Source organism: Natrinema soli, assembly GCF_028618695.1.
Genome location: NZ_JAQIVI010000136.1, coordinates 1 through 21,335 on the forward strand (window position 1 = coordinate 1; position 21,335 = coordinate 21,335).

At 61.9% G+C, this 21,335-nt stretch carries 27 protein-coding genes and 5 pseudogenes; 20 read left to right on the forward strand and 12 right to left on the reverse strand.

Translation table 11 applies throughout. The features are described from left to right. Positions 1–657 (reverse strand): Cdc6/Cdc18 family protein (locus PGX04_RS09560; RefSeq protein WP_273738291.1); only part of this gene is annotated, 657 nt, incomplete at its 3' end. 1,387 nt (positions 658–2,044) lie between these two features. Here PGX04_RS09560 and PGX04_RS09565 point away from each other — a divergent pair. The 10 genes from PGX04_RS09565 to PGX04_RS09610 all read left to right on the forward strand — a co-directional run bounded on the left by PGX04_RS09565 (position 2,045) and on the right by PGX04_RS09610 (position 7,539). Further along, on the forward strand, positions 2,045–2,926 hold the full coding sequence (locus PGX04_RS09565) for a GNAT family N-acetyltransferase (protein WP_273738292.1): 882 nt from the start codon (positions 2,045–2,047) through the stop codon (positions 2,924–2,926). Between the two features lie 528 nt (positions 2,927–3,454). Further along, positions 3,455–3,841: a DUF7971 family protein gene (locus PGX04_RS09570; RefSeq protein WP_273738293.1), complete on the forward strand. Its 387-nt coding sequence runs from the start codon at positions 3,455–3,457 to the stop codon at positions 3,839–3,841. 182 nt (positions 3,842–4,023) lie between these two features. After that, positions 4,024–4,506: a hypothetical protein gene (locus PGX04_RS09575; protein ID WP_273738294.1), complete on the forward strand. Its 483-nt coding sequence runs from the start codon at positions 4,024–4,026 to the stop codon at positions 4,504–4,506. A gap of 146 nt (positions 4,507–4,652) precedes the next feature. Beyond that, on the forward strand, positions 4,653–5,003 hold the full coding sequence (locus PGX04_RS09580) for a hypothetical protein (RefSeq protein WP_273738295.1): 351 nt from the start codon (positions 4,653–4,655) through the stop codon (positions 5,001–5,003). 47 nt (positions 5,004–5,050) lie between these two features. After that, positions 5,051–5,329: a ubiquitin-like small modifier protein 1 gene (locus PGX04_RS09585; protein ID WP_273738296.1), complete on the forward strand. Its 279-nt coding sequence runs from the start codon at positions 5,051–5,053 to the stop codon at positions 5,327–5,329. A gap of 77 nt (positions 5,330–5,406) precedes the next feature. After that, on the forward strand, positions 5,407–5,616 hold the full coding sequence (locus PGX04_RS09590; RefSeq protein WP_273738297.1) for a hypothetical protein: 210 nt from the start codon (positions 5,407–5,409) through the stop codon (positions 5,614–5,616). 91 nt (positions 5,617–5,707) lie between these two features. Next, on the forward strand, positions 5,708–6,508 hold the full coding sequence (locus PGX04_RS09595) for an AzlC family ABC transporter permease (protein ID WP_273738298.1): 801 nt from the start codon (positions 5,708–5,710) through the stop codon (positions 6,506–6,508). Beyond that, positions 6,498–6,818 carry an AzlD family protein gene (locus tag PGX04_RS09600; RefSeq protein ID WP_273738299.1) on the forward strand — a complete coding sequence of 107 codons (321 nt, stop codon included), beginning with the start codon at positions 6,498–6,500 and terminating at the stop codon, positions 6,816–6,818. Before PGX04_RS09595 ends, PGX04_RS09600 begins: the two co-directional genes overlap by 11 nt. A gap of 61 nt (positions 6,819–6,879) precedes the next feature. Beyond that, positions 6,880–7,140 (forward strand): MoaD-like domain-containing protein, encoded by a 261-nt coding sequence (locus PGX04_RS09605; protein ID WP_273738300.1) that lies wholly within the window; start codon positions 6,880–6,882, stop codon positions 7,138–7,140. After that, positions 7,141–7,539 carry a DUF8048 family protein gene (locus PGX04_RS09610; RefSeq protein WP_273738301.1) on the forward strand — a complete coding sequence of 133 codons (399 nt, stop codon included), beginning with the start codon at positions 7,141–7,143 and terminating at the stop codon, positions 7,537–7,539. Positions 7,540–7,698: 159 nt separating this feature from the next. Here the strand turns inward: PGX04_RS09610 and PGX04_RS09615 are convergent, their stop codons facing one another. From PGX04_RS09615 to PGX04_RS09630, 4 genes and pseudogenes are all read right to left on the reverse strand, one after another. Further along, a complete protein-coding gene (locus PGX04_RS09615; RefSeq protein ID WP_273738302.1) occupies positions 7,699–9,624 on the reverse strand; it encodes an aldehyde ferredoxin oxidoreductase family protein in 1,926 nt (641 codons plus the stop codon). Between the two features lie 289 nt (positions 9,625–9,913). Then, positions 9,914–10,099, reverse strand: coding sequence for a DUF1328 family protein (locus PGX04_RS09620; RefSeq protein ID WP_273738303.1), 186 nt, complete (start codon positions 10,097–10,099; stop codon positions 9,914–9,916). Between the two features lie 109 nt (positions 10,100–10,208). Next, a pseudogene (locus tag PGX04_RS09625) lies at positions 10,209–10,500 on the reverse strand (helix-turn-helix domain-containing protein); the annotation flags it as partial. Between the two features lie 141 nt (positions 10,501–10,641). Further along, the gene (locus PGX04_RS09630) at positions 10,642–10,998 is read right to left on the reverse strand and encodes a cupin domain-containing protein (RefSeq protein ID WP_273738304.1); all 357 of its coding nucleotides are present in this window, start codon (positions 10,996–10,998) and stop codon (positions 10,642–10,644) included. A gap of 143 nt (positions 10,999–11,141) precedes the next feature. On the opposite strand from PGX04_RS09630, the pseudogene PGX04_RS09635 reads away from it, so the two are divergent. The 3 genes and pseudogenes from PGX04_RS09635 to PGX04_RS09645 all read left to right on the forward strand — a co-directional run. Further along, a pseudogene (locus tag PGX04_RS09635) lies at positions 11,142–11,455 on the forward strand (transposase domain-containing protein); the annotation flags it as partial. Positions 11,456–11,497: 42 nt separating this feature from the next. Then, positions 11,498–11,692, forward strand: a complete 195-nt coding sequence (locus PGX04_RS09640; RefSeq protein ID WP_273738305.1) for an HVO_0649 family zinc finger protein — start codon at positions 11,498–11,500, stop codon at positions 11,690–11,692. Between the two features lie 283 nt (positions 11,693–11,975). After that, on the forward strand, positions 11,976–13,100 hold the full coding sequence (locus PGX04_RS09645) for a hypothetical protein (protein ID WP_273738306.1): 1,125 nt from the start codon (positions 11,976–11,978) through the stop codon (positions 13,098–13,100). Positions 13,101–13,193: 93 nt separating this feature from the next. Here PGX04_RS09645 and PGX04_RS09650 read toward each other — a convergent pair whose 3' ends face one another. Continuing rightward, positions 13,194–13,763 (reverse strand): NUDIX hydrolase, encoded by a 570-nt coding sequence (locus PGX04_RS09650; protein ID WP_273738307.1) that lies wholly within the window; start codon positions 13,761–13,763, stop codon positions 13,194–13,196. A 195-nt stretch (positions 13,764–13,958) separates the two neighbouring features. On the opposite strand from PGX04_RS09650, the gene PGX04_RS09655 reads away from it, so the two are divergent. Continuing rightward, on the forward strand, positions 13,959–14,234 hold the full coding sequence (locus tag PGX04_RS09655; protein WP_090622019.1) for a PadR family transcriptional regulator: 276 nt from the start codon (positions 13,959–13,961) through the stop codon (positions 14,232–14,234). Positions 14,235–14,336: 102 nt separating this feature from the next. Here the strand turns inward: PGX04_RS09655 and PGX04_RS09660 are convergent, their stop codons facing one another. The 3 genes from PGX04_RS09660 to PGX04_RS09670 form a co-directional block, all read right to left on the reverse strand. Continuing rightward, entirely contained in the window at positions 14,337–14,585 is a 249-nt protein-coding gene (locus PGX04_RS09660) for a DUF7511 domain-containing protein (RefSeq protein ID WP_273738308.1), read from the reverse strand. A 211-nt stretch (positions 14,586–14,796) separates the two neighbouring features. Next, positions 14,797–15,525, reverse strand: coding sequence for a profilin-fold protein (locus tag PGX04_RS09665; protein WP_273738309.1), 729 nt, complete (start codon positions 15,523–15,525; stop codon positions 14,797–14,799). Between the two features lie 87 nt (positions 15,526–15,612). Further along, positions 15,613–15,957 (reverse strand): hypothetical protein, encoded by a 345-nt coding sequence (locus PGX04_RS09670; RefSeq protein WP_273738310.1) that lies wholly within the window; start codon positions 15,955–15,957, stop codon positions 15,613–15,615. Between the two features lie 179 nt (positions 15,958–16,136). Here PGX04_RS09670 and PGX04_RS09675 point away from each other — a divergent pair, with 179 nt between their 5' ends. Together PGX04_RS09675 and PGX04_RS09680 are read left to right on the forward strand one after the other, a co-directional pair. Next, positions 16,137–16,526 carry a PPOX class F420-dependent oxidoreductase gene (locus PGX04_RS09675; protein WP_273738311.1) on the forward strand — a complete coding sequence of 130 codons (390 nt, stop codon included), beginning with the start codon at positions 16,137–16,139 and terminating at the stop codon, positions 16,524–16,526. 151 nt (positions 16,527–16,677) lie between these two features. Next, positions 16,678–17,004 carry a hypothetical protein gene (locus PGX04_RS09680; RefSeq protein ID WP_273738312.1) on the forward strand — a complete coding sequence of 109 codons (327 nt, stop codon included), beginning with the start codon at positions 16,678–16,680 and terminating at the stop codon, positions 17,002–17,004. A gap of 192 nt (positions 17,005–17,196) precedes the next feature. Here PGX04_RS09680 and PGX04_RS09685 read toward each other — a convergent pair. Continuing rightward, a pseudogene (locus tag PGX04_RS09685) lies at positions 17,197–17,931 on the reverse strand (creatininase family protein). Positions 17,932–18,075: 144 nt separating this feature from the next. On the opposite strand from PGX04_RS09685, the gene PGX04_RS09690 reads away from it, so the two are divergent. Both PGX04_RS09690 and PGX04_RS09695 read left to right on the forward strand, forming a co-directional pair. Next, complete coding sequence (locus PGX04_RS09690; protein ID WP_273738313.1) at positions 18,076–18,726, forward strand: GAP family protein; 651 nt, start codon at positions 18,076–18,078, stop codon at positions 18,724–18,726. 425 nt (positions 18,727–19,151) lie between these two features. Next, a complete protein-coding gene (locus PGX04_RS09695) occupies positions 19,152–19,580 on the forward strand; it encodes a universal stress protein (RefSeq protein ID WP_273738314.1) in 429 nt (142 codons plus the stop codon). A gap of 56 nt (positions 19,581–19,636) precedes the next feature. Here PGX04_RS09695 and PGX04_RS09700 read toward each other — a convergent pair. Both PGX04_RS09700 and PGX04_RS09705 read right to left on the reverse strand, forming a co-directional pair. After that, positions 19,637–20,046: pseudogene (locus PGX04_RS09700) on the reverse strand (transposase); the annotation flags it as partial. A gap of 161 nt (positions 20,047–20,207) precedes the next feature. Then, positions 20,208–20,843, reverse strand: a complete 636-nt coding sequence (locus PGX04_RS09705) for an IS6 family transposase (protein WP_273738315.1) — start codon at positions 20,841–20,843, stop codon at positions 20,208–20,210. A gap of 62 nt (positions 20,844–20,905) precedes the next feature. Between PGX04_RS09705 and PGX04_RS09710 the strand changes: the two are divergent. Together PGX04_RS09710 and PGX04_RS09715 are read left to right on the forward strand one after the other, a co-directional pair. Next, positions 20,906–21,040: pseudogene (locus tag PGX04_RS09710) on the forward strand (RICIN domain-containing protein); the annotation flags it as partial. A 78-nt stretch (positions 21,041–21,118) separates the two neighbouring features. Continuing rightward, the coding region (locus PGX04_RS09715) for a thiamine pyrophosphate-binding protein (protein WP_273738316.1) at positions 21,119–21,335 on the forward strand (217 nt) is incomplete at its 3' end.

The following is a 21,335-nucleotide window of genomic DNA, read 5'->3' on the forward strand; positions in this document are numbered from 1 at the left end:
GTCGCCCGAGGCGGCGTCGGCGACCGTCCGTAGCTGGGACTCGGTCACCACGCCCGGCTCGAGGGCCTTCTCGGCTCGTTCGGCGAGGATCGCCGCGAGTTCGTCGGTGCCGTACCGGTCGAACCGGACCCGAGTGCCGGCGTGAAACCGCGAGCGCACCCGATCGTCGAAGCTCGCGAACAGCTCTTCCTCGCGGTTGGCGATCAACACGGGCGAGACGTGGCCCAATCGGTGGAGGTCGTACAGCGCGCTCGTCTCCTCTAACTGGTCGACCTCGTCCAGAATAACGACGATCGGCTCGTCGTCGGTCCGGGAGAGCCGCTCGAACAGCTCGTCTTTCGGCGTCGAACGGTGGACGTCGACGGCTCGGTCGACCCCCTCGAGGATCCGATAGAGGACCCGAAACCGCGTGTACTCCTGCCAGCAGTTGACGTAGGCGACCCGCACCGCCGGCTCCTGTTCGCGCAACTGGGCCAGCGTGTACCGGGCGATGCAGGTCTTGCCGACGCCCGTCGGCCCGAAGAGGAAGGCCGGATCCGGTCGGCCGTCGGACAGCAGCGGCTCGAGGCTCTCCGAGAGGAGGTTCACCTCGTCGTGGCGGTGGACCACCTCGCTCGGCACGAAATCCTCGCGCAGGACGCGGCCGTCGACGATCACACCGAATCGGTTGGGTCTCGAGGATATTAAACGACGCCGGGCCGGTTCCGAAACTTCCGAAACCGGCCCCGATTCAGTATCGCACCATACAATTTATGGAGGGAGAAAGCGCGTAGCCGGTAGCACGCGTGGGAACTGGCGATACGGTGCGTGTACAGGCCTGAATCGGCGGATTATTGCAGCGTTGCCGACCCGTCCGTCACGAACTCGACGACAAGCGGGGAACGTCGGTTCGTCACCCGGTGGGACCGCGAGTATCGGAAACGAAGCGAGCTCTTTCATCGATCGGCTCGGGGATTGCGGTCTCCGGAATGGCGGTTGCCAAAACGGCGGTCGTCGAAATCCGGGTCATCTCCGCCGACAAACACAGCAGACCGGCCAACGATGATGCGGCGACTCTCCGAGCGAGCAACGGTATGGCGGTCGAAATGGTCTCCGGTCACTCCCGCCCGAACGCTCGCGCTGCCCGATCGGGACGAGACTCGAGATGGGTGAGCTGCGAGCCCAGTGATCTAACCGTACACTGTCGGTCGTGGGGAGGTGTCCAGTAGGAGAGCGGGACCATCGCGAATCGCTTGGAGTCGAAATCGAGCCGAAACGAGCGAAAAATCGACTGATCAGCTGATCGCGAACAGGTTGTTGATCGCGTATACCCCCGGTTTGCGGCCGTGAAAGTGCCGGGTTCTCGGGCACGGACACGGGAGTCTCGGCCGTGTGGATGCCTCGCAGGGAGACGATACTCGAGCTCACCCCCGGCCAGTCGCGACGCCGTCTTCTGAAACCCGCAGCCGTGTAAAGAGTGACTACCGAGTCGACTGCGTCACTGCGCTCCGTTCTCGAGAAGTGGAACCGAACGGGTTTTCACCCGCGCGAGACGGACACCGTTCTTCGTGCTGAGCCCGACCGAATACGCACCCCAAAGACAGGAGTCAGTGACCCCGGCTCGAGGCGAATACTCACTGGACCATCGACGCGAGCGATCGATATCGGATTGGAGCAGTCTCGGTCGGACGAACACGCAGCGTCCGTTCGGAGACAGACGCTTGAGCACTCGTTCAGTTCGGTGCTCGGACGGACCGTTCCCAGTGTGAGTCGATGAATCTGTTGCGGTCTCCCGTATCTCGTCCAACTGTGACTCGAGTCCAGTAACACCCGCTCGTCCACCCTCGGTAAATGATATGCCACTATATCAAATCACGCTGCTCGACTGTCGCCCTCGGTCGAAGAGACCACGACGCCTAACGCGAGATTGGCCCGACGTGACCGGCGTGAGGAACCGTCGAAACGACTCGAGCTGACGAGCAATGGGTCGCTTCGCAGCGGGTGCTCGCGGGCAGCGATCGATACGGATCGCATACTAATGCCGTCAGTTGGCGGGGTCGTCCGTATGAGCATGTATCCGACGGACTCGTTCGAGAGCGATATCCAGCGACGAGTATACGAGTACGTCGAGCGGAACGGTGCCGTCACGCCGGCCGAGTTAGCCAGGTCGATCGAGATCGACGGCGGTCAAGCCCACTCGAAACCCGCCCGATCGGGTGCGTATACCGAAACGGTACCGCCCGCACCGGACGACCTCCGAGCGGCGCTCGAGGCGCTGCGAGCCGACGGTTACCTGACGGAGAACGATGGGAGGCTCCGAGTTGCGCTCTCGGCGACGACGACGGCCCTCGAGTGCGAGGACGGTGTCGTCACCATTCGACCAGCGCGCGAGGAGGATCGGGCGGGCGTCGTCGAGACGATGCGGACGGTCGCCGACGACGGGACGTACGTCGTCGCCGAGAACGTCGCGACGGAACTCGAGCGCGAGCGAGCGCTCGTCCGGGCGAACGAGGAACGATCTCGGATCGTGTTCGTCGCGATCCATGGGCAAGAATCAGTTGCAGACGATGTCGAGGCGGACGAGGACGCCGAATCGGAGGTGAGCGCCAAGCCGGAAGAGGACGCATCGACAGGGGACCGCGAGGTCGTCGGCTGGCTCCACCTCGACGCTCCCGAACTCCAACCGCTTCGGCACACGGCCGAAGTGACCGTCGGGGTCGATCCCGAATTTCGGCGTCAGGGGATCGGGTCGTCGTTGCTCGAGTACGGCCTCGAGTGGGCGTCCGACGCCGGCTACCGGAAGCTCTACCAGAACCTGCCGGCGACCAACGAGGCCGCGATCGAGTTCCTCGAGGAGAACGGCTGGCAACGCGAGGGCGAGCACGAGGGCCAGTACCGTCTCGAGGGTGAGTTCGTCGACGAGATCATGCTGGCGACGTGGCCGTAAACAAGAGAGGAGAGTTTGGCGGTGCGCTGTGGAATACTCATTCGTTCAATCGAAGGCCAGTATTCATCAAGACGGATATTTACTGAACGGGGAGTCGAAGAGAGTGAGGGGAAACGAAGTACCCTGCTATCGCGACAACACGGAATTGCCACGCCCTCCCCAACCGATTTCTCCTCACGGGCGTTACGCGCCGTTTGGATGGTTCGCGGGGCCTCCGGTCCCGCACTACTCACGAAGACCTCGCGCAGGTTTCGTGCCGCGGTTCACAGTGGTTCGCGGCTCCCTGCGGTCTCCGCTCACATCATCGAGGCCGTCACTTCGTTCAGGCCTCGCAGTTCACCGCGGCCCAGCGTGTGCCACCGCACGTCGATTGATCAGCCGAGCGTGAGACACGAATGCTCTCGATCCATCGTTGTACCGTTCGTTGGACGACTGGCACAAGTATAACTGTTGAGTGATATATACGACTAGACCATTGCCACCGAATCGGGGACCACGTTCATGCCGGTCGACTCCATATACCGTCGCATGGACGAAATTACCCTTGGCGTTCCGGAACCGATCCTCGAGCGACTGCCGGAAGACGACGAGAGCGCGGCGTCAGACATGCAGAAGGCCGTTGCGGGCTGGGAAGAGCAACTCAATCGGGTCATCGCAGAGGCCGACGACGAGCGCGAGGCCGCCGGGAAAGTGCTCGAGGCGATCGACCGCTTCGAAGAGCGCTACGAGACCTACGACGCGTTCGTCCCCGAACTGCGGGCGTGGGGGCAGTCGCCGATCTACGCGATCGCGTGGCGGACGCTGTACGCCGACGTGATCGCGCAACTCCACGCGCACGACGAACTCGGCGACCGCCTCGATCGGGAGCGAAACGCACGGTTGGTCGCGGACGGCATTCGGTTGCAGGATCTGTGACGGCCGGCGGCCTTGCCGCCGGTTGATCCGCTATCACCGATACCTATCAGTTCCATATATAGTACTATATCTCTCTATTGTCGGCTAGTACCGTCCACAGACCCGTTTCTCCGACCTTCACCAACGGAAATGAGATATATTGGACAATAACAATTTTGTGGCTGTATTCGAGAGTAGAACGTGTGGCGACGATCGACAGGACGACGCCGGACGGGACGGACACAATCGACCTGACCACCCGCGTGCGCCGTCGGCTCCTGCCGGCGCTCCACCGGGTCAAGGAACCTTTCGGCGGCTACGCCATCTGCCGGCAACATCCCGAGGAGTACGTCGGTATCGTCAAACGCGGGCTAGACGCGGTCCGATCGATCCTCGAGGACCTGGCGTTCGAACCGGAGCCGATCGCTTCCCTGAAGGTCCACGATGACGGGCGACGCTCGGCGGGTAGCTGGGTCCGGCGCGAGTCGCCGTTGGCACCGTGGCAACTGCACGTCACGCTATTTCGAACCGGCGAGGGAACCGTCGAGGTGTTCGCCCATCGCGAGTACTCGTGGCTCCGCCACCCGTACAAACACTATACGCAGGCGGGGTGGGACGGCCGCGGCGGCGTCGAACGGATGCGGGCGATACTCTCGACCCACGGCGTCCCGTTCCGAATCGAATAGCGGGCGGTGGGCTGGGGAACCAACAGACTGACTCGGCGGCGGGACGGATCGGTCGGCGTCCCCCACGCCACAGCCAGCGTCCCCATAGCCACGGCCGACGCACACCTATCCCAAGCGTTGAAATTCCAGGCCAGACTAGAGAGAATATGGAGTTCGCTGTATCCCGGTCGGGGACGACGCTCGTGACGCTACACGGCGGATCCGATACGACCGCCTGCAACGAGGCAACGTCGACGCTCGCCGATACCCTCGAGTCCCTCGCGGCCGCCGGGACGATCACGGACTGGGAAATCGCGGACGCGGACGTGTACGAGCATCCGACCGCCCCGTTCGACCCGTACACGATCTCCCTCGAGTTTTCGGTGACGGTCACCGTCGAGGCCGACGACGCCGACGCGGCGAGCGAGATCGGCGCGAGCGCCATCGACGACGCGCTCGCGAACACCGACGTCGAGTCGATCTCATATACGTCATCGCCAGCGGCCTCGGCTGCCTGAGTCGGCCCACCGCCCGCACTTATGGCGTCCGAACACGAGTATGGGGTATGGACATCGATCTCCGGTTTTTCGCTACCTTTCGGGAAGCCGTCGGAGCGAAAGAGCGAACGCGAACCGTTGACGACGACGCGACCGTCGGCGACGTGCTCACCGACCTCGAGGCCGAGTACGACGGCCTCGAGGGGCAGTTACTCGAGGACGGAACGATCCGGCCGCAGCTGAGCGTGCTGAAAAACGGCCGCAACGTGGTGCACATGGCGGGGGTGGACACGTCGCTGGAAGCGGGCGACGTGGTATCGGTGTTCCCGCCGGTCGCCGGCGGCTAGCGGGGAACCGAGACCCGGATCGTGGCCGAGTGTGGGGAACCCTCAGTCTTTTTATCAACTCAGTAATAGTATCGCGTATGCTCGACGCAGTCGCTGAACTGCTACTCGACCTGGGATTCGACTGGTTCGTCGACCGCGACGACGATCGGACGACCGCCGAGCAACTCTGTCTGTTCCTCGGCGTCGTCTTCGCCCTGCTCGCGATCGCGCTGGCGGCTCTCAGCGGTCCGTCGTACGGACTCGCTACTGGAATCATCGCGGTGGCACTGCTCGTCTACGGTCGGTGATCCGTACCAGGTGTGACCAGTCCGGCCGATACCCCTGTCGTTTGCGGGCGATTTCGAGAACGCTTTACGCGTCGTTCGACTCGAGACGACCGTGACGGAAACCGACGGCAGTGACCCTGATCCCGTTCCCGGCCCCGGCGAGTCCGCTGGCCGATCGTCGGACGAGACGGCCGGAGAGACGCGGATCACAGCAGACGACGAGAGCGAGGCCGTGACGTTCGATCGGGAGGGGATCCGCGCCGGCTTTCTCACCTGTCTCCCGGTCGCAATCGGCGTGGGCGGCTACGGTATCGCGTTCGGGATGCTCGCCCGCCGCGCCGGGCTGAGCGTCGCGGAGGCGACGCTGATGAGCGCGACCGTCCTCGCCGGCGCCGCCCAGATCGTCGCCGTCGAACTCTGGGCGGAGCCGCTCCCGGTCGCGACGATCGTCCTCACAACGCTCGCGATCAATCTCCGCTACTCGCTGATGGGGGCGGCACTGGGGCCGTGGCTCGAGCGGCTCTCGCCGGGCCGGAGCTATGGGAGTCTCCTGCTCATGGCTGACGAGAACTGGGCGCTGACGATGCGCGAACTCACGTCCGGGAGTGGTCGGGGCGCGTTCCTCCTCGGGACTGGCATCGCGATATGGGTTTTCTGGGTCGCATCGACGATCGTCGGCGCGACCGCCGGCGGCGTGATCGGTGATCCGTCCCGCTACGGAATCGATTTCGTCCTCGCGGCGGTGTTCGTCGCGCTCGCGGCCGAACTCTGGGAAGGGCGCTCGACGCTCGTGCCGTGGCTCGTCGCGCTCGCGACCGCCGTCCTCGCCGCGGAACTCGTTCCAGGGCAGTGGTACATCCTGCTCGGCGGCCTCGCGGCCGCCGCGGTGGAGGTGGTCCGCTATGATCGGTGAGGGGCCATTCGCGCTCGACCCCTTCGTCGTCGGCGTCGTCATCGCGATGGCACTCGTGACCGCCGTCACGAAAGTGGGCGGCTTCTGGCTCCTTCGGCGGATCGACGTGAGCGAGCGACTCGAGGCCGGGCTCTCGGTCCTGCCGGGGGCGATCGTGATCGCGATCCTCGGGCCGGAGCTGGCGGCCGGCGGGCCGGCGGAGTGGGGCGCAGCCGGCATCGTCCTGCTGATCATGTGGCGAACGGAGAGCATCCTGCTGTCACTGTGTGGGGGCGTCGGAGCCGTCGCGTTGTTTCGCGCACTCATCTAACGGGCCGCTCTCCCGGTACCGCCGAACGCGATTTTATCCGTTCGGCGGTCGAATCACGGGTATGGTAACCCGTGTCGAGCGCTCCTTTCGCGGCATCTCCGAACGGCTCGTGCTCCGGTATCTGACGAATCTGGGCGGCGAGCAGGTCGCCGAAAACACCGTCGCGGGGGACGACTGGACGGCGACGTTCTCGTCGGAGAAAGTCGGCATCGGCCCCTCGTTACAACTGACCGAGGTGACGGTCGTCTTCGAGGGCGACGACGACAGCCTCGAGCCGCTCATCGAGCGGTTCGCACAGAAGGCAATGCGCGCGGGTGGGTGAATGGCGGGCAAACCGATCGAGGGGCAGGTGCTTCTCCTCACCGCCGCCAAGGCGAGTGTTCCGGGGACCCGACTGCCCGACCTGATCGAACGCGCACAGGTCGCGTTGGGACCGAGGCTCGAGCGCTACCGCCGGGAGTACGAACGGCTGTACGCGGGCGACGGCCTCGAAATCTTCCTCGTCGACCGGGGCCACTGGGAAGAGATCGGCGACGAGATCGACGTGGCCGACCGCGAACTGTCCGCTATCCGCCGGGCACACGAGGAGCAGTTGCTGCGGATCGGCCGGCGAACGGACCGCGAGGACGAGTTCGAGACGGCACTCGAGATCCGGGAGCCGGTCGTCATCGGGGCGAACGAGAGCGAAACCGCCGACGAACACGAGTCGCCGAGCCGATAGTGTTCGATGGCAGATAGCCATCATCACCGACGATGCGCCGTCGACGCCTCTCGCGGTCGATAACAACTAGAAAGATCGTGTTTCACCGTTGGCAAACCGCTGAGATGATGACCATCGACCAAGAGACCGAGATAACGGACGAGGAGAGCGACGTCTTCCTCAGTCGTCGCTCGAGACTGCCGCACCGGAGTCGCCGCTGACGCCGGTTCCCGGCCCGAGATCGATCTCGAGTTCGTCGAGCTTCTCGTCGGGAACGACGCCGTCGACCCAGCCGCGGTAGTCGTAGTACTCCGCTTTCATCTCGTCGAGTTCGCAGTACTCGCCCTCGCTGGCACCCTGGCCGCGGATGCCGTCCTCGAGGAAGCGCGCGGGGAGCGAGTCGTCACTGCCGTCGAAGCCGTTGAGGTTGTTGTAGTACCGTTCGAGGTTGTAGACGCGTTCGCCGGCCTCGAGCAGTTCGTCTTCGGTGACGTCGCGGCCGGTCATCCCGTTGTACTGCAGGACGTACTCCTCGATTCCTTCCGCGAAGGCGTTGAACTTGCAGATGTCGAAGGAGTCGCTGATGGCGTGGAGGTCCTGGAACTGGGCGGTGAGTTCGCCCTTCCCCTCGTACTCGTAGGGGTCGACCTTCTCGGGGATGCCGAGGATCTCCGCGGCTGGCGTGTAGCCCCGCAGGTGGCAGGCCCCGCGGTTCGAGGTGGCGTAGCCGATTCCCATCCCCTTCAGACAACGTGGATCGTAGGCGGCGATGGTCTGACCCTTGACCGCCAGCGAGTTCTCGTGGGCCTCCTTCCGGTCGGCGACCCGGCGCGGTCCTTCGGCCAGCAGATCCGCGAGGTCGTCCTCGCGGTGGGCGATCCGCTCGATCATGTCGATCATCGTCTCGTAGTCGCCCCACTCGAGTTCGCCCACGCCCTCGAGTTTGCCCTCCTCGGTCATCTCCATGGCCATCGCCATCATGTTGCCCGCGTCGATGGTGTCGACGCCCATGTCGTTACAGCGGTCGATCATCAGTGCGATGGCGTCGCGGTCGGTGTGGCCGGAGTTCGGCCCGAGCGCGTACGCCGATTCGTACTCGTAGGACTCGGTGCGGACGTTCATCTCCTCGCCCTTGTGCATCGCCTGGACCTCGACTTCCTTCTTACAGGCGACCGGACAGGAGTGACAGGTCGGCTCGTCGACGAGGATATTCTCCCGGACGTTCTCACCGGAGACGCGCTCGGCGTCGATGTCGACGCCCTCCGCGTCGCGCATGCTCTCCGTCGACGTGTAGCGGCCGTTCTTCGTCGGGAGACCGTCCATCTCCTCGCCGATGTTCATCAGGACGTTCGTCCCGTACATCGAGAGGCCGCCCTCGTTGGGTGCGGTGACCTCCGACTCGGTGATGGCCTGCATGGCCTGCTGGTGGCCCTCCTTGAACGTCTCCGAATCCGCGGGCTGGGGCATCTTCGTGGTGGACTTGACGACGACGGCCTTGAGGTTCTTCGACCCCATCACGCAGCCCGTGCCGCCCCGGCCCGAGGCCCGGTCGTCCTCGTTCATGATGGAGGCGTACTTGACGCCGTTCTCGCCGCCGGGACCGATCCCCATGATGCTCAGGTTCTTGCCGTAGGAGCCCTCGACCTCCTCCCCGATCGCGTCGCGCGTGTCGTGGAACCCCTCCCCCCAGAGGTGGGAGGCGTCCCGGAGTTCGACCTCACCGTCCTCGACGACGGCATATACGGGCTCGTCGGCCTCACCCTCGAACAGCAAGCCGTCGAAACCGGCCCACTTGAGCCGAGCGCCAGACCAGCCGCCGTGGTGGCTGTCGGTGACGGTGCCGGTCAGCGGCGACTTCGTACAGACGGCGATCCGGCCGCTCATTGTGACCTGCGTGCCCGACAGCGGCCCGTTCATGAACGCGAGCAGGTTCTCGGGACCCATCGGATCGACATCCGGCCCCTGGTCGAAGACGTACTTCACCCCGAGTCCTCGCGCACCGATATACTTCTCGGCGTCCTCGTCGTCGATCGACTCGTACGCGACGTCCCCGTCCGAGAGATCGATGCGGGCGACCCTATCTTGAAATCCACCGAGTTCAGTCATGGTAAATGCTCACCCTTATCTACGACGCCCATAGTGTTAGGTATTCTCATCCTCTCGTAACCGGTTTCGGTTTCGCCGCCGCGAGAGAGCTAGCTCGGATAATCGCAGGAGGGGTGTGAGATTAATACGTCCATGTTATCTGCGCAATCTTCCAAATATTGTGGATCCGTAACCGCCGACATTCACGTCTGACCAGTAACCGCCGACATTGTGGTGTCTCGCGTACGGCCGAGTGAGCCGCGACTCACCGCAATCGCGTGGCCGTCCGAACGCCGGTCGGCGTCGACGATCACAACAGGAGTGCGACCACCGCGAGGATGATGAAGATCAACACGAAGATCCGCGCGATCTCCATCGAGACCCCGGCGACGCCGCGGGCACCGACTGCGGCGGCGACGATCGCGAGGACGAAGAAGATGATCGCCCAGTACAGGAATCCACCACCGGTCTGGAGCGGCGTTGCGAACGCGAGCATAGCATTGGCTCCCACGACCGACTACATAAATATCGACGACCGTCCACGGCCGTTCTCGGGGCTAAGCCGTAGCTACAGGTCTCGAGCCGCGACTGTCACGGAATCGGCACTATACATCGCCGAAGAACGCTCGGCACAGTTTCGCCTCGGCCGTCCGCAGGTGCTCGTGGAAGGTCGGCCGCGAGACGCCCATCGTCTGGGCGAGTTCCTCACCCGCCGTTGACCGGGCACTCGAAGTAGCCATCGAGGTAGGCCCGCTGTAACGCGCCGAACTGGCGGCCGGTCAGCGCCGCCTCGAGTCCGGCGGCGAACTCCTCGCGGGTCTCGCCGTCGCGGTCGCGCTGCTGGAACGAGACGACATCGGTTCCCGAACAGCGGTCCTCGACGGCCTCGACGACTGCCAGTCGAGCGGAAATCGAGTGCCGTTCGACCGAGCCAGTCATTCAAATCCGAGATCACTACCTCCTGTGCGGTACGCACCGGGACAGTCGTCCCCCTTTCGAACGGGGGATCGATGGTCAATCGATCGTTCTCTGTAGTGACTACAAGTCGGGGAACTCCCGCTGATAGGTCGCTCCCTCGAGTCGGTCCTCTCGGAGCGGCCAGAAGGCCAGAAGCGTCGCAGTCTCTCCGTCGATCGGTCGTGAAGTGTGTGGAATCTCGGGCGGTATCGTCAACGTATCGTAGGGCTCGAGTTCGATTCCCTCGCCGTCGACGAGGAAGTCGAGACGTCCGTCGACGAGCATATTCGTCTGTTCGTATGGGTGGGTGTGGGGCTCAGTGTCGGGTTTCTCGGGCTCAATCTGCGTAAACCCGATCATCTGATCGATGCCGCGGAAAATTACCTGGCGCAGTCCCGGTTCCTCACGATACGGATCGATGTCTCGCACGTTGTACACTGACGGAATCTCGGATCGATCGTACTCTCGAGGAATGTGAATAGATCACATTCGAGTCGAAATAAGGATACGTATTTCGCTTTCCGCAGAAGCGCTGGTTCGTGAGACAGACAAAGTGAGGCGGGGTGATTTTGTGGTTCGATATGTCATCGATCGACCGCTCCAGCTGTTGTCGCAACTGGATCGGTTCGAGTTTCGTAGAGTGAGAGCGGACACCGAGTCGGCTGATGGAGGTCGGTATTCGGTCCCATCTCGCTGAATTATCGCGTTCGGATACCGTTCGAGAACTCGAGCCGTTCGGTGTCGAACGCAGTCGAAAAACGGTCCACGAGGGGGTCTCGAGTGTGATCTCCAGCCGGCAGTTAACGCGATTCCGAATCACGTCGTGCTCGACGAACCGGAGATTCGGATCGACAAACGCCGCTCTCGGCTGTACGTCTCTGCACACGATTCAACGAAGGGCTAGAATGTTATATGCAACCATGATGTAAGATAGCACATGTCAGTGTACCGTTCGCCGTTCGAGCAACTCCGGGAGAAGTTCGACGAATCAGAGCTCCGCTGTCCGGCGTGTGGATATATCGACACCGACGGTGGATGGCGCGTGACCACCTCAGGCGGGCGGGTCCGGTATCAGTTCGTCTGTCCGGCTTGCGACGCAGTCGAGACGCGGGAACTACGACTCGAGCAGTGACAGCCGCAATCGCGCGACGACCCGCACGCGCGTGGCAGACGTGGCAGCGCGAGCGGCCGTCGACGACTCGAGGGCGCGGTGACGTTTCGGACCAACAATCGACGGTTTCGACGCGGAATGGCAGGTAATGGTCCGCTTGGAAGCCGGCAGAGTACCGGAGTCGCAGGGGACCGGACAGAAAACCGGGGCGGGACGTGCAGCCGGTCACAATGGCTGTTTTCTTCGATCTAATCTCGTAACAGTCTGCCCGTTTTAGCCCGGAAACGGCCGAAACTCGGTTCGTATGGTTTCACGACCGCGAACGGTCGGTGTCGCGTTCGTCGCGCTGTTGGTTACGCTCTCGGGGGGTCCTGCCCTCGTCGGTGGAACGCCGACAGCCGCGACCGACGACGCCGACGACATGGGTGAAACGGGCGTTACACTCCAGAACGTACAGGTCGGCACACTGGAACTCGAGAACGTGACGGTCCAGAACGCCACGATCGAGGAACTGACCGTCCAGCAGCTAGACGTGCAGGGCGGCGAAGACGAACTCCGGCAGCAACTGAACGAGACCGACGGGAACCAGTCTGTCGAGAATCAATCCACGGAGAACCGCTCTGCGGGGAACCAATCCGCAGGGAATCAGTCATCCGAGGTGATGATCTCGAACGTCGCCTTCGAATCGCTGTCGCTCGAGAACGTCACCCTCGACGAACTCGGTGGGAACGAGAGCATGGCCGCCAACGAGAGCGGGAACGAAACCGGCGCTGCCAACGAGACCGGAAACGAGTCCGCAACGGGCAATGAGACTGGAAACGAATCGTCGACGGGCCTCCAGCAGGTGCTCGACGAGGATGCTAGCAACGTGATGATACAGAACATGACGATCGAGTCCATGAACGCCGAGCAACTGACGATCGATGACCTGACCGTCGGCGAAGGCGGCGATGACGGTGGAATCCTCTCTGGCATCTCCGACGCCGTCGGGGACCTGTTCGGCGGTGACGGCGGCGGCGAGAACCAGACGAACGATACCGCAACCGGGAACGAGAGCACCCAGGAGATCGAATCGCTGACTATCGAGCAGTTCGATGTCGGTGACATTACGTTCGAATCGATGACCGTCGGCACTCTCGAGAGTCAGCAGGCAGACAACGCGACGAGTGAAAACGCGACTTCGAACGAAACGACTGCGAACGAAACGACCGCGGGCGACAACGAGACGGCCACCGGCGAGACCGTCTCGTCGGTTTCCGCGGGAGCGATGACGGTCGAGAACAGCTCCGTCGGCACCCTCACCCTCGGCGAAACGCAGGGTCTCGAGGAATCGCTCCAACAGCCGACCGCCAACGAGACGAACGCAACCGGTAACGCGACGAACGAGACTGGCAACGAAACCGCTAACGCGACGAACGAAACGGGGTGACGATCGAGGGCGATACACTGAACGAAACGCAGTGAGGAACCGAACGGCGTCACTGGCTCGCGTCAGTCGAGCACCCAGTGCCGTCGCCGTCCGCTATTTTCGGGCCGGGCTGCGTTCCGGATCGACCAGTCGATAGTACGAGACGGCGAGCACCGTCCGTCCGTCGCGAATCTCGCCGGCGGCCACGGCGTCGGTCAGTTTCTCGAGCGAAAGCTCCATCGGACGGATGCTCTCGTTGTGATCGAGTCGCTGCTCGGCGGTCGGGCGGCAACCGTCGGCGACGAAGAAGTGCAGAACGGAGTCCGCGATCCCGTTGGCCGGCTCGACGGTCACCAGCGGCTCGAGTTCCGTGGCCTCGTACCCGGTCTCTTCGGCGAGTTCTCTCCGGGCCGCGGTCTCGAGACCGGCATCATTGGGTTCGACCCCGCCGACGGGAAGTCCGCGACTGATTCGCGAGACGGCTTGCCGCCACTCCTCGATGCAGACGACGTCTCCGTCGGGCGTGAACGGCAGGACGCAGACGCTCGGGGCGTCCGAGAGGTAGTCGAACTCGGATTCCGTGCCATCGGGGAGTCGAACGGACTCGTTAACGACATCGAAACCCGGACAGGAGTAGGCTACTCGGCGCTCGCGAGTGTCCCAGGCCAGTGGATCGGTTGGCATAGCGGCCGATACGGCGGTGAACGTCAAAAACGCGGCGTCACGGCTGCGGCGTCACGCGCGGTCGACGGTGGACTATCGGCGCAGGACGTGCTCGGTCGATCGGGTCCTACGGGTCGCATTCCGGCTCGAGCGACGTCGTATCCGCTCTATAACAAAGCCACAGAGCGGTGAACGTCGTCACTCAGAGGGTGATCCATGGACCAGCTAACTGGCTTCCAGCGCGACCTGTTGTACGTGATCGCAGGGAAAGACCGGCCGTCCGGGCAGGAGATTCTCGACGACATCAATAGCTACATCGACCAGCCCGTCACACACGGTCGACTGTATCCGAACCTCGACACGCTCGTCGAGAAGGAACTCGTCGAGAAAGGCGAACTCGACCGCCGGACGAACTACTACGCGCTGACGCCGAAAGGCCGACGCGCGCTCCAGCGTCGCCAGGAGTGGGTCGACCAGTACGTCGACGTCTAACTCCGGGCGGCCTCCTCTCGAGAGGGATACACCGATAGCGCCTCGCTTCGCGGTGGGATCGGGTTGTGTTGGAAACCGGTTCGTGAACGCCCGCGACCGCCGTCACCGGGCGTCGTCGAGATCGACGACCGCCTCGAGATCCGCGGTCAGCCAGGCGTTCAGTTTCTCCGTCGTGGTGCCGTCGCGCGGGACGAGCGTACAGCGATCGTCGTCGGACTCGTATCGGACGATGACGGCATCGAACAGTACCGCGTCGGCCTCGTCCGTGGGGGAAGAGTACTTGTGGGCAGTTCCGTCGTCGATCCCGTCAGCAGAGCCATCCATGGTAGTCCAGGCGAGCGTCGTCGCCACCGTCCCGTAGGCGCAGCCGATACAAAACGCCTGCTAGGTGTCATATAGAGCGGTTGGGTCGACTGTATACCGCTCCCGAATCGCTTCGAGAGTCGTCTCGCGGTGGCGTCCGACTGGTGGTTACGACGACCGGTGGCGGAGCCGTCGAACGAGGGTCGACTCGAGTCGTTGGATATCCACAGACGAAGCGGGCCGTCCGGTCGATGAACGGCTAGTCGTCACCGAAACTGACCTGGGCGAGATCCGCCTCGAGATCGGCGACGTGCTCGTTGAAGTCGGCGACGAACGCGGAAACGTCGCCGGCCAATCGGCGGACTTCGGGGGCCGCCGGCGGGCCGTACTGCGAGAGGAGGTAGACGCCGTCGGAGCCACCGACACGCAGGTAGGAAGCGAGGTCTTCCTCCCACTTCAGTTCCCATCGGGTGCCCGAGATCGTCGTCGCGTAGGTGCCGTACTCGCCGTCGTAGCGGTGGAGTTGGCTCGCCATCGCGTTGCAGACGTCGCGGATGCGGTCGACGATTCGGTCCCGCTCGGCGACCAGTTCCGCCGTGGATTCGGCCTCCGGGAACTCGTCGGAGACGTCCGCGAGAATCCCCTCGAACGAGCGGACGTACTCGTTGTAGGCCGCGACGAACGCCCCGTAGTCGGCCATCGCCGTCTCGAGGGCCTCGGGTTCGGGTGGCTGCTTGCTCGAGACGACGTAGATCTCCGACCCCGATTTCGGGTCGAATCTGAGGTACTGGACGTCGCCGGCCTCGTACTTGAGCGTCCAGCTCCCGCTGTCGGTATTGAACGTCTCCTGCCCGTAGTCACCGCCCTGGAAAACGGCGAGTTCGCGCGCGATCTCGCCGGCGTGTGTGCGAACGCGGGCCGCCAGTTCGTCCCGTCGCTCGGCGATTTCGCCCATCTCCTCGACATCCGCCTCGAGTCCGTCGGTCATCACTCGAGGAAGGGGGCGAGACCCGGTAACGGTTACGCCATCGTGATGGTCGAGCACAGCCGTCGTCGACCGATGACAGGAACCGATTTAGTCGAATATACCACCGCCGTCCTCGCTTTCGTTACCGCTTTCGTTCGTCTCGTTTTCGGTTTCGTTCGTCTCGTTCTCAGTCTCGTTCGTCTCGTTGCCGCCGATGTCAGTCTCGTTCGTCTCGTTTTCGGTTTCGTTCGTCTCGTTCTCAGTCTCGTTTTCGGTTTCGTTCGTGTCGGCCGGTTCGTCTTCCGTCTCCCCCTCGTTGCCCTCTCCGCCTTCGTCAGTGGTGTTGTTATCATCGCCACCGGGGCCGCCACAGCCGGCGATGAGCGCAGTCGACGCCGCGACACCTGTTAGTTGCAGTACTCGTCGGCGAGTCGATCGCTGCTGATCGGTCATACAGGTAAGGACACTGCCAATATCCATAAGCCGTCAGCCGTCAGTTGCGTGGTCATTGACATCCCTTGGTACTTGAAACCACCCAACACAGTTGGATCGGATCCCGTTCAATGGAGTGATCGGTCGCTCGTGACCAGTGAAAGCACCACACCCAAAACGAAGGCCGATGAACGACACCCATGGCTTCGATACCCGAGGAGTTCCACGACCTGTTCGAGACGAAAACGTTCGCCCACGTCGCGACGCTGACCGACGACGGCCTCCCCCACGTCACACCGGTCTGGATCGACTACGACGCGGACGACAACCGGTTGCTGGTCAACACCGAACGCCACCGCCAGAAGGCGCGGAACGCGGAACGCAACTCCGGGGTCGGCGTCAGCATGACCGACCCCGACGACCCCTACCAGCATCTCTCGGTGATCGGTGAGATCGACGAGATCACGACCGAGGGCGCTCGAGAACACATCGACGAACTCGCGCGGCGGTACACGGATAACGACGAGTATCAGATGCCGATCGAATCAGAGCGTGTCATCCTGCGAATTCGGCCGGACCGCGTCTTCTGACGCCACCAGCGCGGGTGCCGGCACGCGAGCGTGCCATCGATCCGACGAGCGCCGCGTGGCGGTCGATAGCGCGTGATTTCGTCCGAGGGTGTTTAGCTTGCACAACATGTGAGTGTGAAATTATAGGAGGGCGTATCGAGTTCGTTCGATCGTGTCACACCCAGATGCGGTACCCGCGACGGACGAGCGCGACGAATCGAACACGACCGAGTGGACCCGACGAGCCGCTCTGACGGCCCTCGGTGCGGACGCAGTCGCCGGACTCGGCGCACCTATCAACGCCAGCAGCCACGACGCGGCGGTCTGGTCGTCCGGCGGGACGTGGTACGCCGACGCTCACGGCTCGGGCGTGTACGCGGGCATCGACATGCTCGACGCGATTCAGGCCGCCGTCGACGGGCTCTCCCCGGGTCGAACGACGAAGGAGACGGTCGTCGTCGAAAACGGCGGGACGGTCGGCCCGACGAACTCGTCGTAACTCATCGACCGCGAGGAGCGACTGGAACGTTACTACGAAGTACAGGAGATAACCGTCGAGGAAGCGCCGATCACCGTTCTTACCGACTATGCGAACGTGGTCGCGACCGCCACTGGCGTAAGCGGCTACGATCCCCACCCAACGGAACTGCGGTTCGGGCTTGAGTCGATCAAATTTGACTCATAGGAGGACTCACTCAGTGGTCGGTCGTTGATCAACCTGTCTTAGAAACGAACAGAGTGCGTCGACGGCCGTTTCGAACACTTCTTCGCCCTGTTCGGCGGATGCTGCCGTCGCATCACCGACCGCGCCGTTCTCGCTGAACGCTTCTGTGAACCGGTGGACGATCCCACCGTCGACCGTGTCGTCCCACGCCGCGGCGTCCCCGTCGACCAGCTCACCGACGTCGTCGGGACAGACGAAAAGGAGCACAGACGTTTCGAGTTCGCCCGCATGGCCGACGTGGTCGTCAACGGCGCGCATCCACTCCCAAAGGAACGGTTCGAGGTCGACTGTCGGGTCGTCGGCAACATTGCGGGCCAAGTCCCCGAGCGTCCCGCCGTTCCCGCCGTGACCATTGACGAACACGACCGTCTCGACGCTCGAGTCCGACAACGAGTCGAGAACGTCCTGGACGTACTGTCGAAGCGTCTCCGCGGAGACCGATAGCGTTCCCGGAAAGTGACCGTGATACGGCGCAATTCCAACTGGAATGGTCGGCAGGACGATCGAGTCGAGGTCGCTGCGCTAGTCGGCCTCTGCGGCCATTGCCCGGGCGATGATCGTGTCCGTGCCGACGGGTGCATGTGGTCCGTGTTGTTCCGTACTTCCGATTGGAAGCAGCGCTACCGTCGGTGTCGCGTCTCCGACATCGGTCCAGGAACTCGTCTCAAGATGCATTGGCGTTCGGTACTCACGACACCGCATAAGAGATACCTATCTGGGCGTTCGGTGAAAATCTCGAGGCGGCTGTCACTGGCGACAACACTATCTCAAGGGAGAAGCGGTTGAAGCTAGCCGTATCGCCATCAGTCGGTCACCGAGTTAGATTCCGATCGTATCAGCGAACTCGTGGAACGTGTCTACCTCGAGGTCAGCATCTCCGAGAATATCTTCCCACGTGTACTCGCCCCAGTTGAGCCATACCCCCTGCATACCGTGACGATTACTTGCTTTTACTTCGCGATCGGCGTCGCACTCATGCTAGGGGCAGGATCGCTGGTCGCGACTTTTGCCGACACCCTCGACAGATCAATGACACTCTCTCTCCAACTGGCCATTGGGAGTGGATTGATCGCGGTGGCCGCCTACTTCTGGATCAAACGGAAACTGCAGGGCTCAGCCGACAGAACCGAACGCTGGCGGACGCGGGTAGCCAACCGATCGTCGACCGTCGCCAGTCTCATGGGACTTGCGCTGCTTGCCGGTGTACTGGAACTCACCATGATGCTACCCTACTTGGGTGCGATCGGAATACTCACGACATCGGACATCGGCTGGCCGTCGCGAGTCCTCATGCTGGCAGCGTATACTCTCATCATGATCGTTCCTGCAGTAGTGCTTTTCGCCGTCCGAATCCTCGGACATGACCAGATAGATCCGCGGCTGGAGCGCCTCAGCAAGCGGATTGCCAAGGAAATAGATGAAGCAACCGTATGGGTGCCAGCAGCCGTGGGATTTCTTGTTGCGGCTGGTGCTGCGACTGACCTGGGATGGGTGTGAGCGTTCCCGTCTGGAACCGACGATACTCAGTTGAAGGCAGGCAGGTAGGTGGGTTTTCATGCACATCGGAGCTGAAGTCGGCTCAGTAGATTGTTCATGCACATCTGTGCTCGAAATTACCAGACGTATAAATTTCACAGGTGGATATGCATGACGAATCCACCTAGCCGACTTCTAAGGCGTGGAACACTCCAGTGCCGACAATAGTATTACGCCACCTATCTTGCTGCTCCAAGTAATGACGACCATTGGAGTTTTTATACAGTTATGAAAATACGAAAAGAAGCTATTGTCAGGCGATAGCTTCCTTTCTGACTTCGATGGTCATCCGTCTTGACCGTCCGTAAAACACTACGCGCTACTTTCTGTCAATCCTTTACAACCAAATCCAAATTTATTTGCCTTCCAACAGCTAGTAGTCTGATATGACGATTGTTGCTTCAGTTGATGACGAAGAGAGATCGAAAGCAGTAGTGAAGGAAGCGGCGACGTTAGCCGATCGCTTTGACGAATCGCTTCACATCGTGTCCGTGTATGAAGAGTCGGAGCACGACCATCTCCTCAACGAGAAAATTAACATCGATGAAAAGGCGACGGATGAGGACAGAAAAGAAATCGCTCGAACGGTCGCCGAACGGGCTTCCGAGGGGATTTCGCGGGAGCACGAAGTGGTCGGACGAACGGGAAACCCCGCCGAAGAAATCCTGAACTATGCTACCGATGTAGATTCCCGATATCTCGTGCTGGGAGGACGGAAACGATCGCCAGTCGGCAAGGCGCTATTCGGAAGCGTCACCCAATCGATCCTTCTGGACGCGGACCGACCGGTAGTCGCGGTAATGGACAGCAATTGATCTGCTTTGCTGTGTGATCTCCCTAGATCGCTCTTGTGGCGTAGATTGTTGGTAAGTCAGAGTGCAGTTTCGAGAAGGGTTTTCAGGCTTCTTTCCCCGGTTTTCGGTAGACACGACGGTGTAGCTGAAACGCACGAAGATACAGTGTGAGTTTGTCCTTGGAGACGCCTCGATAGGGAGAGAGCCAGGATCGCACCAGCGATCCGTGGCTCTCACAGGTGTTGACGTGAACGTCACCATCGACGTATTCGCCGTCCCCGTGGACGACGTATTCGCGGTCGAATGCGTCGTCCTCTTCCAGTGGTTCGTACGCTCGAAAGCCGTCAGTGGAGACAGTGAGCGACTCCTGCTGGCGGTCGGCCAGCAGGAGTCGAATGATCGATTCGTCGGCGATTTTCGCTGGCAGCACGTACCGATTGCCGGTGCCACGATCTGCCAAGTGGAACACCGGTGGCTTGTCTTTGTCATCCCTGGACTTGGCTAGGTCGATTCGTCATGCATAGTCCTCTGTGAGATTTAGACCGGAAATTGATTCCAATGTCCATCGTGCATGAGGAAACTACCTGCCTGACTTCAGGTAGTATGGAATAGTCGTAATATCGATCGCGACAGTGACTGGGGTCGTGTTTAGTTTGTAGCATTATGCCAGACGGCGAAGGCTTGGAGCCATGATTCGGCTGTTGACGGTTGTACATGACTGAAACAGTTTGAGAACGAAGAAGTGCGCCGTTTTATCTCACGAAAGACACGTTCAACAGCGTTCCGGTTTCCATGTTTTTCGTCTCGAAATCGGAGCCCAGATTGACGGAGTGCAGTCTGGAGATGTTTTGCTCCATCGACGAGAAACACGGCATCATCAAGATCATGTTTCTCAGTGAGTTCGTGCAGGAACCGTTCTGTTAACGCGGTCGTAGTCGTCGAATACAGCCGTATATGGAGAATTTTGTTCGTTTCCGGATCAACAGCAGAGTACAGCCAATAACGATGTTCGTCAAGTTGAATCACTGTCTCGTCAAGCGCGATGTGATTCGGCTTCTCGTCATCCGCCGGCTGTAGATCGCACTTATGAACCCAATCGTGGACTGCCTTGCGACTACGTTCGACACCGAACTTCTCTAATTCTAAAACTGTATTCGAAATAGAGAGACCAGCGAGATGGAGTCGAATACCGAGCTCCATCAGCTGACGCGGTGTCCGTTCTCGCTCCACAAAACTCAAATTGATCCAGTCGCTACACCCACTGAGGCGGTCGGTTTTTGGCATAGAGCACCACAAAATCGTACCGCCTCACTTTTCACGCTTAACGAAACAGCGCCGGTAACGGCGGGTACGAGCTTATCAACGTCAACAACGGGAAGGTCCTCGAAGTGGCCAACGCCTCGACGGCGGACAGCGCAAACGCCGAGCAGTGCCCCGTCAACGGCCATCCCACGCAGCGCTGGACCCTCTCGAGCGTCTAGCGGCGCGAGTCGAGGCCGGCCGATCAGCCGGATTTCGACGGGGGACGATTAATGGCAAGCGGTGTGGACGGGTCGAACATGCAAACGGCAGCCGACCTGCTCGTTCGCTGTCTCGAGGCCGAGGGCGTCGAGCGGGTCTTCGGCGTTCCGGGCGAAGAGATCGAGGACCTGCTGTTTTCGCTTCGGGAGTCACCGATCCGGTTCGTCCCGACGCGCCACGAGCAGGGAGCGGCGTTCATGGCCGACGTCCACGGCCGGCTGACCGGCGAGGCCGGCGTCTGCTGCTCGACGCTCG

What these genes read in the sequence shown, in the direction of transcription:
- PGX04_RS09565 (WP_273738292.1), top strand. Translation starts at nt 2,045, where the DNA reads ATGAGCATGTATCCGACGGACTCGTTCGAGAGCGATATCCAGCGACGA.
- PGX04_RS09570 (WP_273738293.1), top strand. Translation starts at nt 3,455, where the DNA reads ATGGACGAAATTACCCTTGGCGTTCCGGAACCGATCCTCGAGCGACTG.
- PGX04_RS09580 (WP_273738295.1), top strand. Translation starts at nt 4,653, where the DNA reads ATGGAGTTCGCTGTATCCCGGTCGGGGACGACGCTCGTGACGCTACAC.
- PGX04_RS09585 (WP_273738296.1), top strand. Translation starts at nt 5,051, where the DNA reads ATGGACATCGATCTCCGGTTTTTCGCTACCTTTCGGGAAGCCGTCGGA.
- PGX04_RS09590 (WP_273738297.1), top strand. Translation starts at nt 5,407, where the DNA reads ATGCTCGACGCAGTCGCTGAACTGCTACTCGACCTGGGATTCGACTGG.
- PGX04_RS09600 (WP_273738299.1), top strand. Translation starts at nt 6,498, where the DNA reads ATGATCGGTGAGGGGCCATTCGCGCTCGACCCCTTCGTCGTCGGCGTC.
- PGX04_RS09605 (WP_273738300.1), top strand. Translation starts at nt 6,880, where the DNA reads ATGGTAACCCGTGTCGAGCGCTCCTTTCGCGGCATCTCCGAACGGCTC.
- PGX04_RS09610 (WP_273738301.1), top strand. Translation starts at nt 7,141, where the DNA reads ATGGCGGGCAAACCGATCGAGGGGCAGGTGCTTCTCCTCACCGCCGCC.
- PGX04_RS09615 (WP_273738302.1), bottom strand. Translation starts at nt 9,624, where the DNA reads ATGACTGAACTCGGTGGATTTCAAGATAGGGTCGCCCGCATCGATCTC.
- PGX04_RS09620 (WP_273738303.1), bottom strand. Translation starts at nt 10,099, where the DNA reads ATGCTCGCGTTCGCAACGCCGCTCCAGACCGGTGGTGGATTCCTGTAC.
- PGX04_RS09640 (WP_273738305.1), top strand. Translation starts at nt 11,498, where the DNA reads ATGTCAGTGTACCGTTCGCCGTTCGAGCAACTCCGGGAGAAGTTCGAC.
- PGX04_RS09645 (WP_273738306.1), top strand. Translation starts at nt 11,976, where the DNA reads ATGGTTTCACGACCGCGAACGGTCGGTGTCGCGTTCGTCGCGCTGTTG.
- PGX04_RS09650 (WP_273738307.1), bottom strand. Translation starts at nt 13,763, where the DNA reads ATGCCAACCGATCCACTGGCCTGGGACACTCGCGAGCGCCGAGTAGCC.
- PGX04_RS09655 (WP_090622019.1), top strand. Translation starts at nt 13,959, where the DNA reads ATGGACCAGCTAACTGGCTTCCAGCGCGACCTGTTGTACGTGATCGCA.
- PGX04_RS09665 (WP_273738309.1), bottom strand. Translation starts at nt 15,525, where the DNA reads ATGACCGACGGACTCGAGGCGGATGTCGAGGAGATGGGCGAAATCGCC.
- PGX04_RS09670 (WP_273738310.1), bottom strand. Translation starts at nt 15,957, where the DNA reads ATGACCGATCAGCAGCGATCGACTCGCCGACGAGTACTGCAACTAACA.
- PGX04_RS09675 (WP_273738311.1), top strand. Translation starts at nt 16,137, where the DNA reads ATGGCTTCGATACCCGAGGAGTTCCACGACCTGTTCGAGACGAAAACG.
- PGX04_RS09695 (WP_273738314.1), top strand. Translation starts at nt 19,152, where the DNA reads ATGACGATTGTTGCTTCAGTTGATGACGAAGAGAGATCGAAAGCAGTA.
- PGX04_RS09705 (WP_273738315.1), bottom strand. Translation starts at nt 20,843, where the DNA reads ATGCCAAAAACCGACCGCCTCAGTGGGTGTAGCGACTGGATCAATTTG.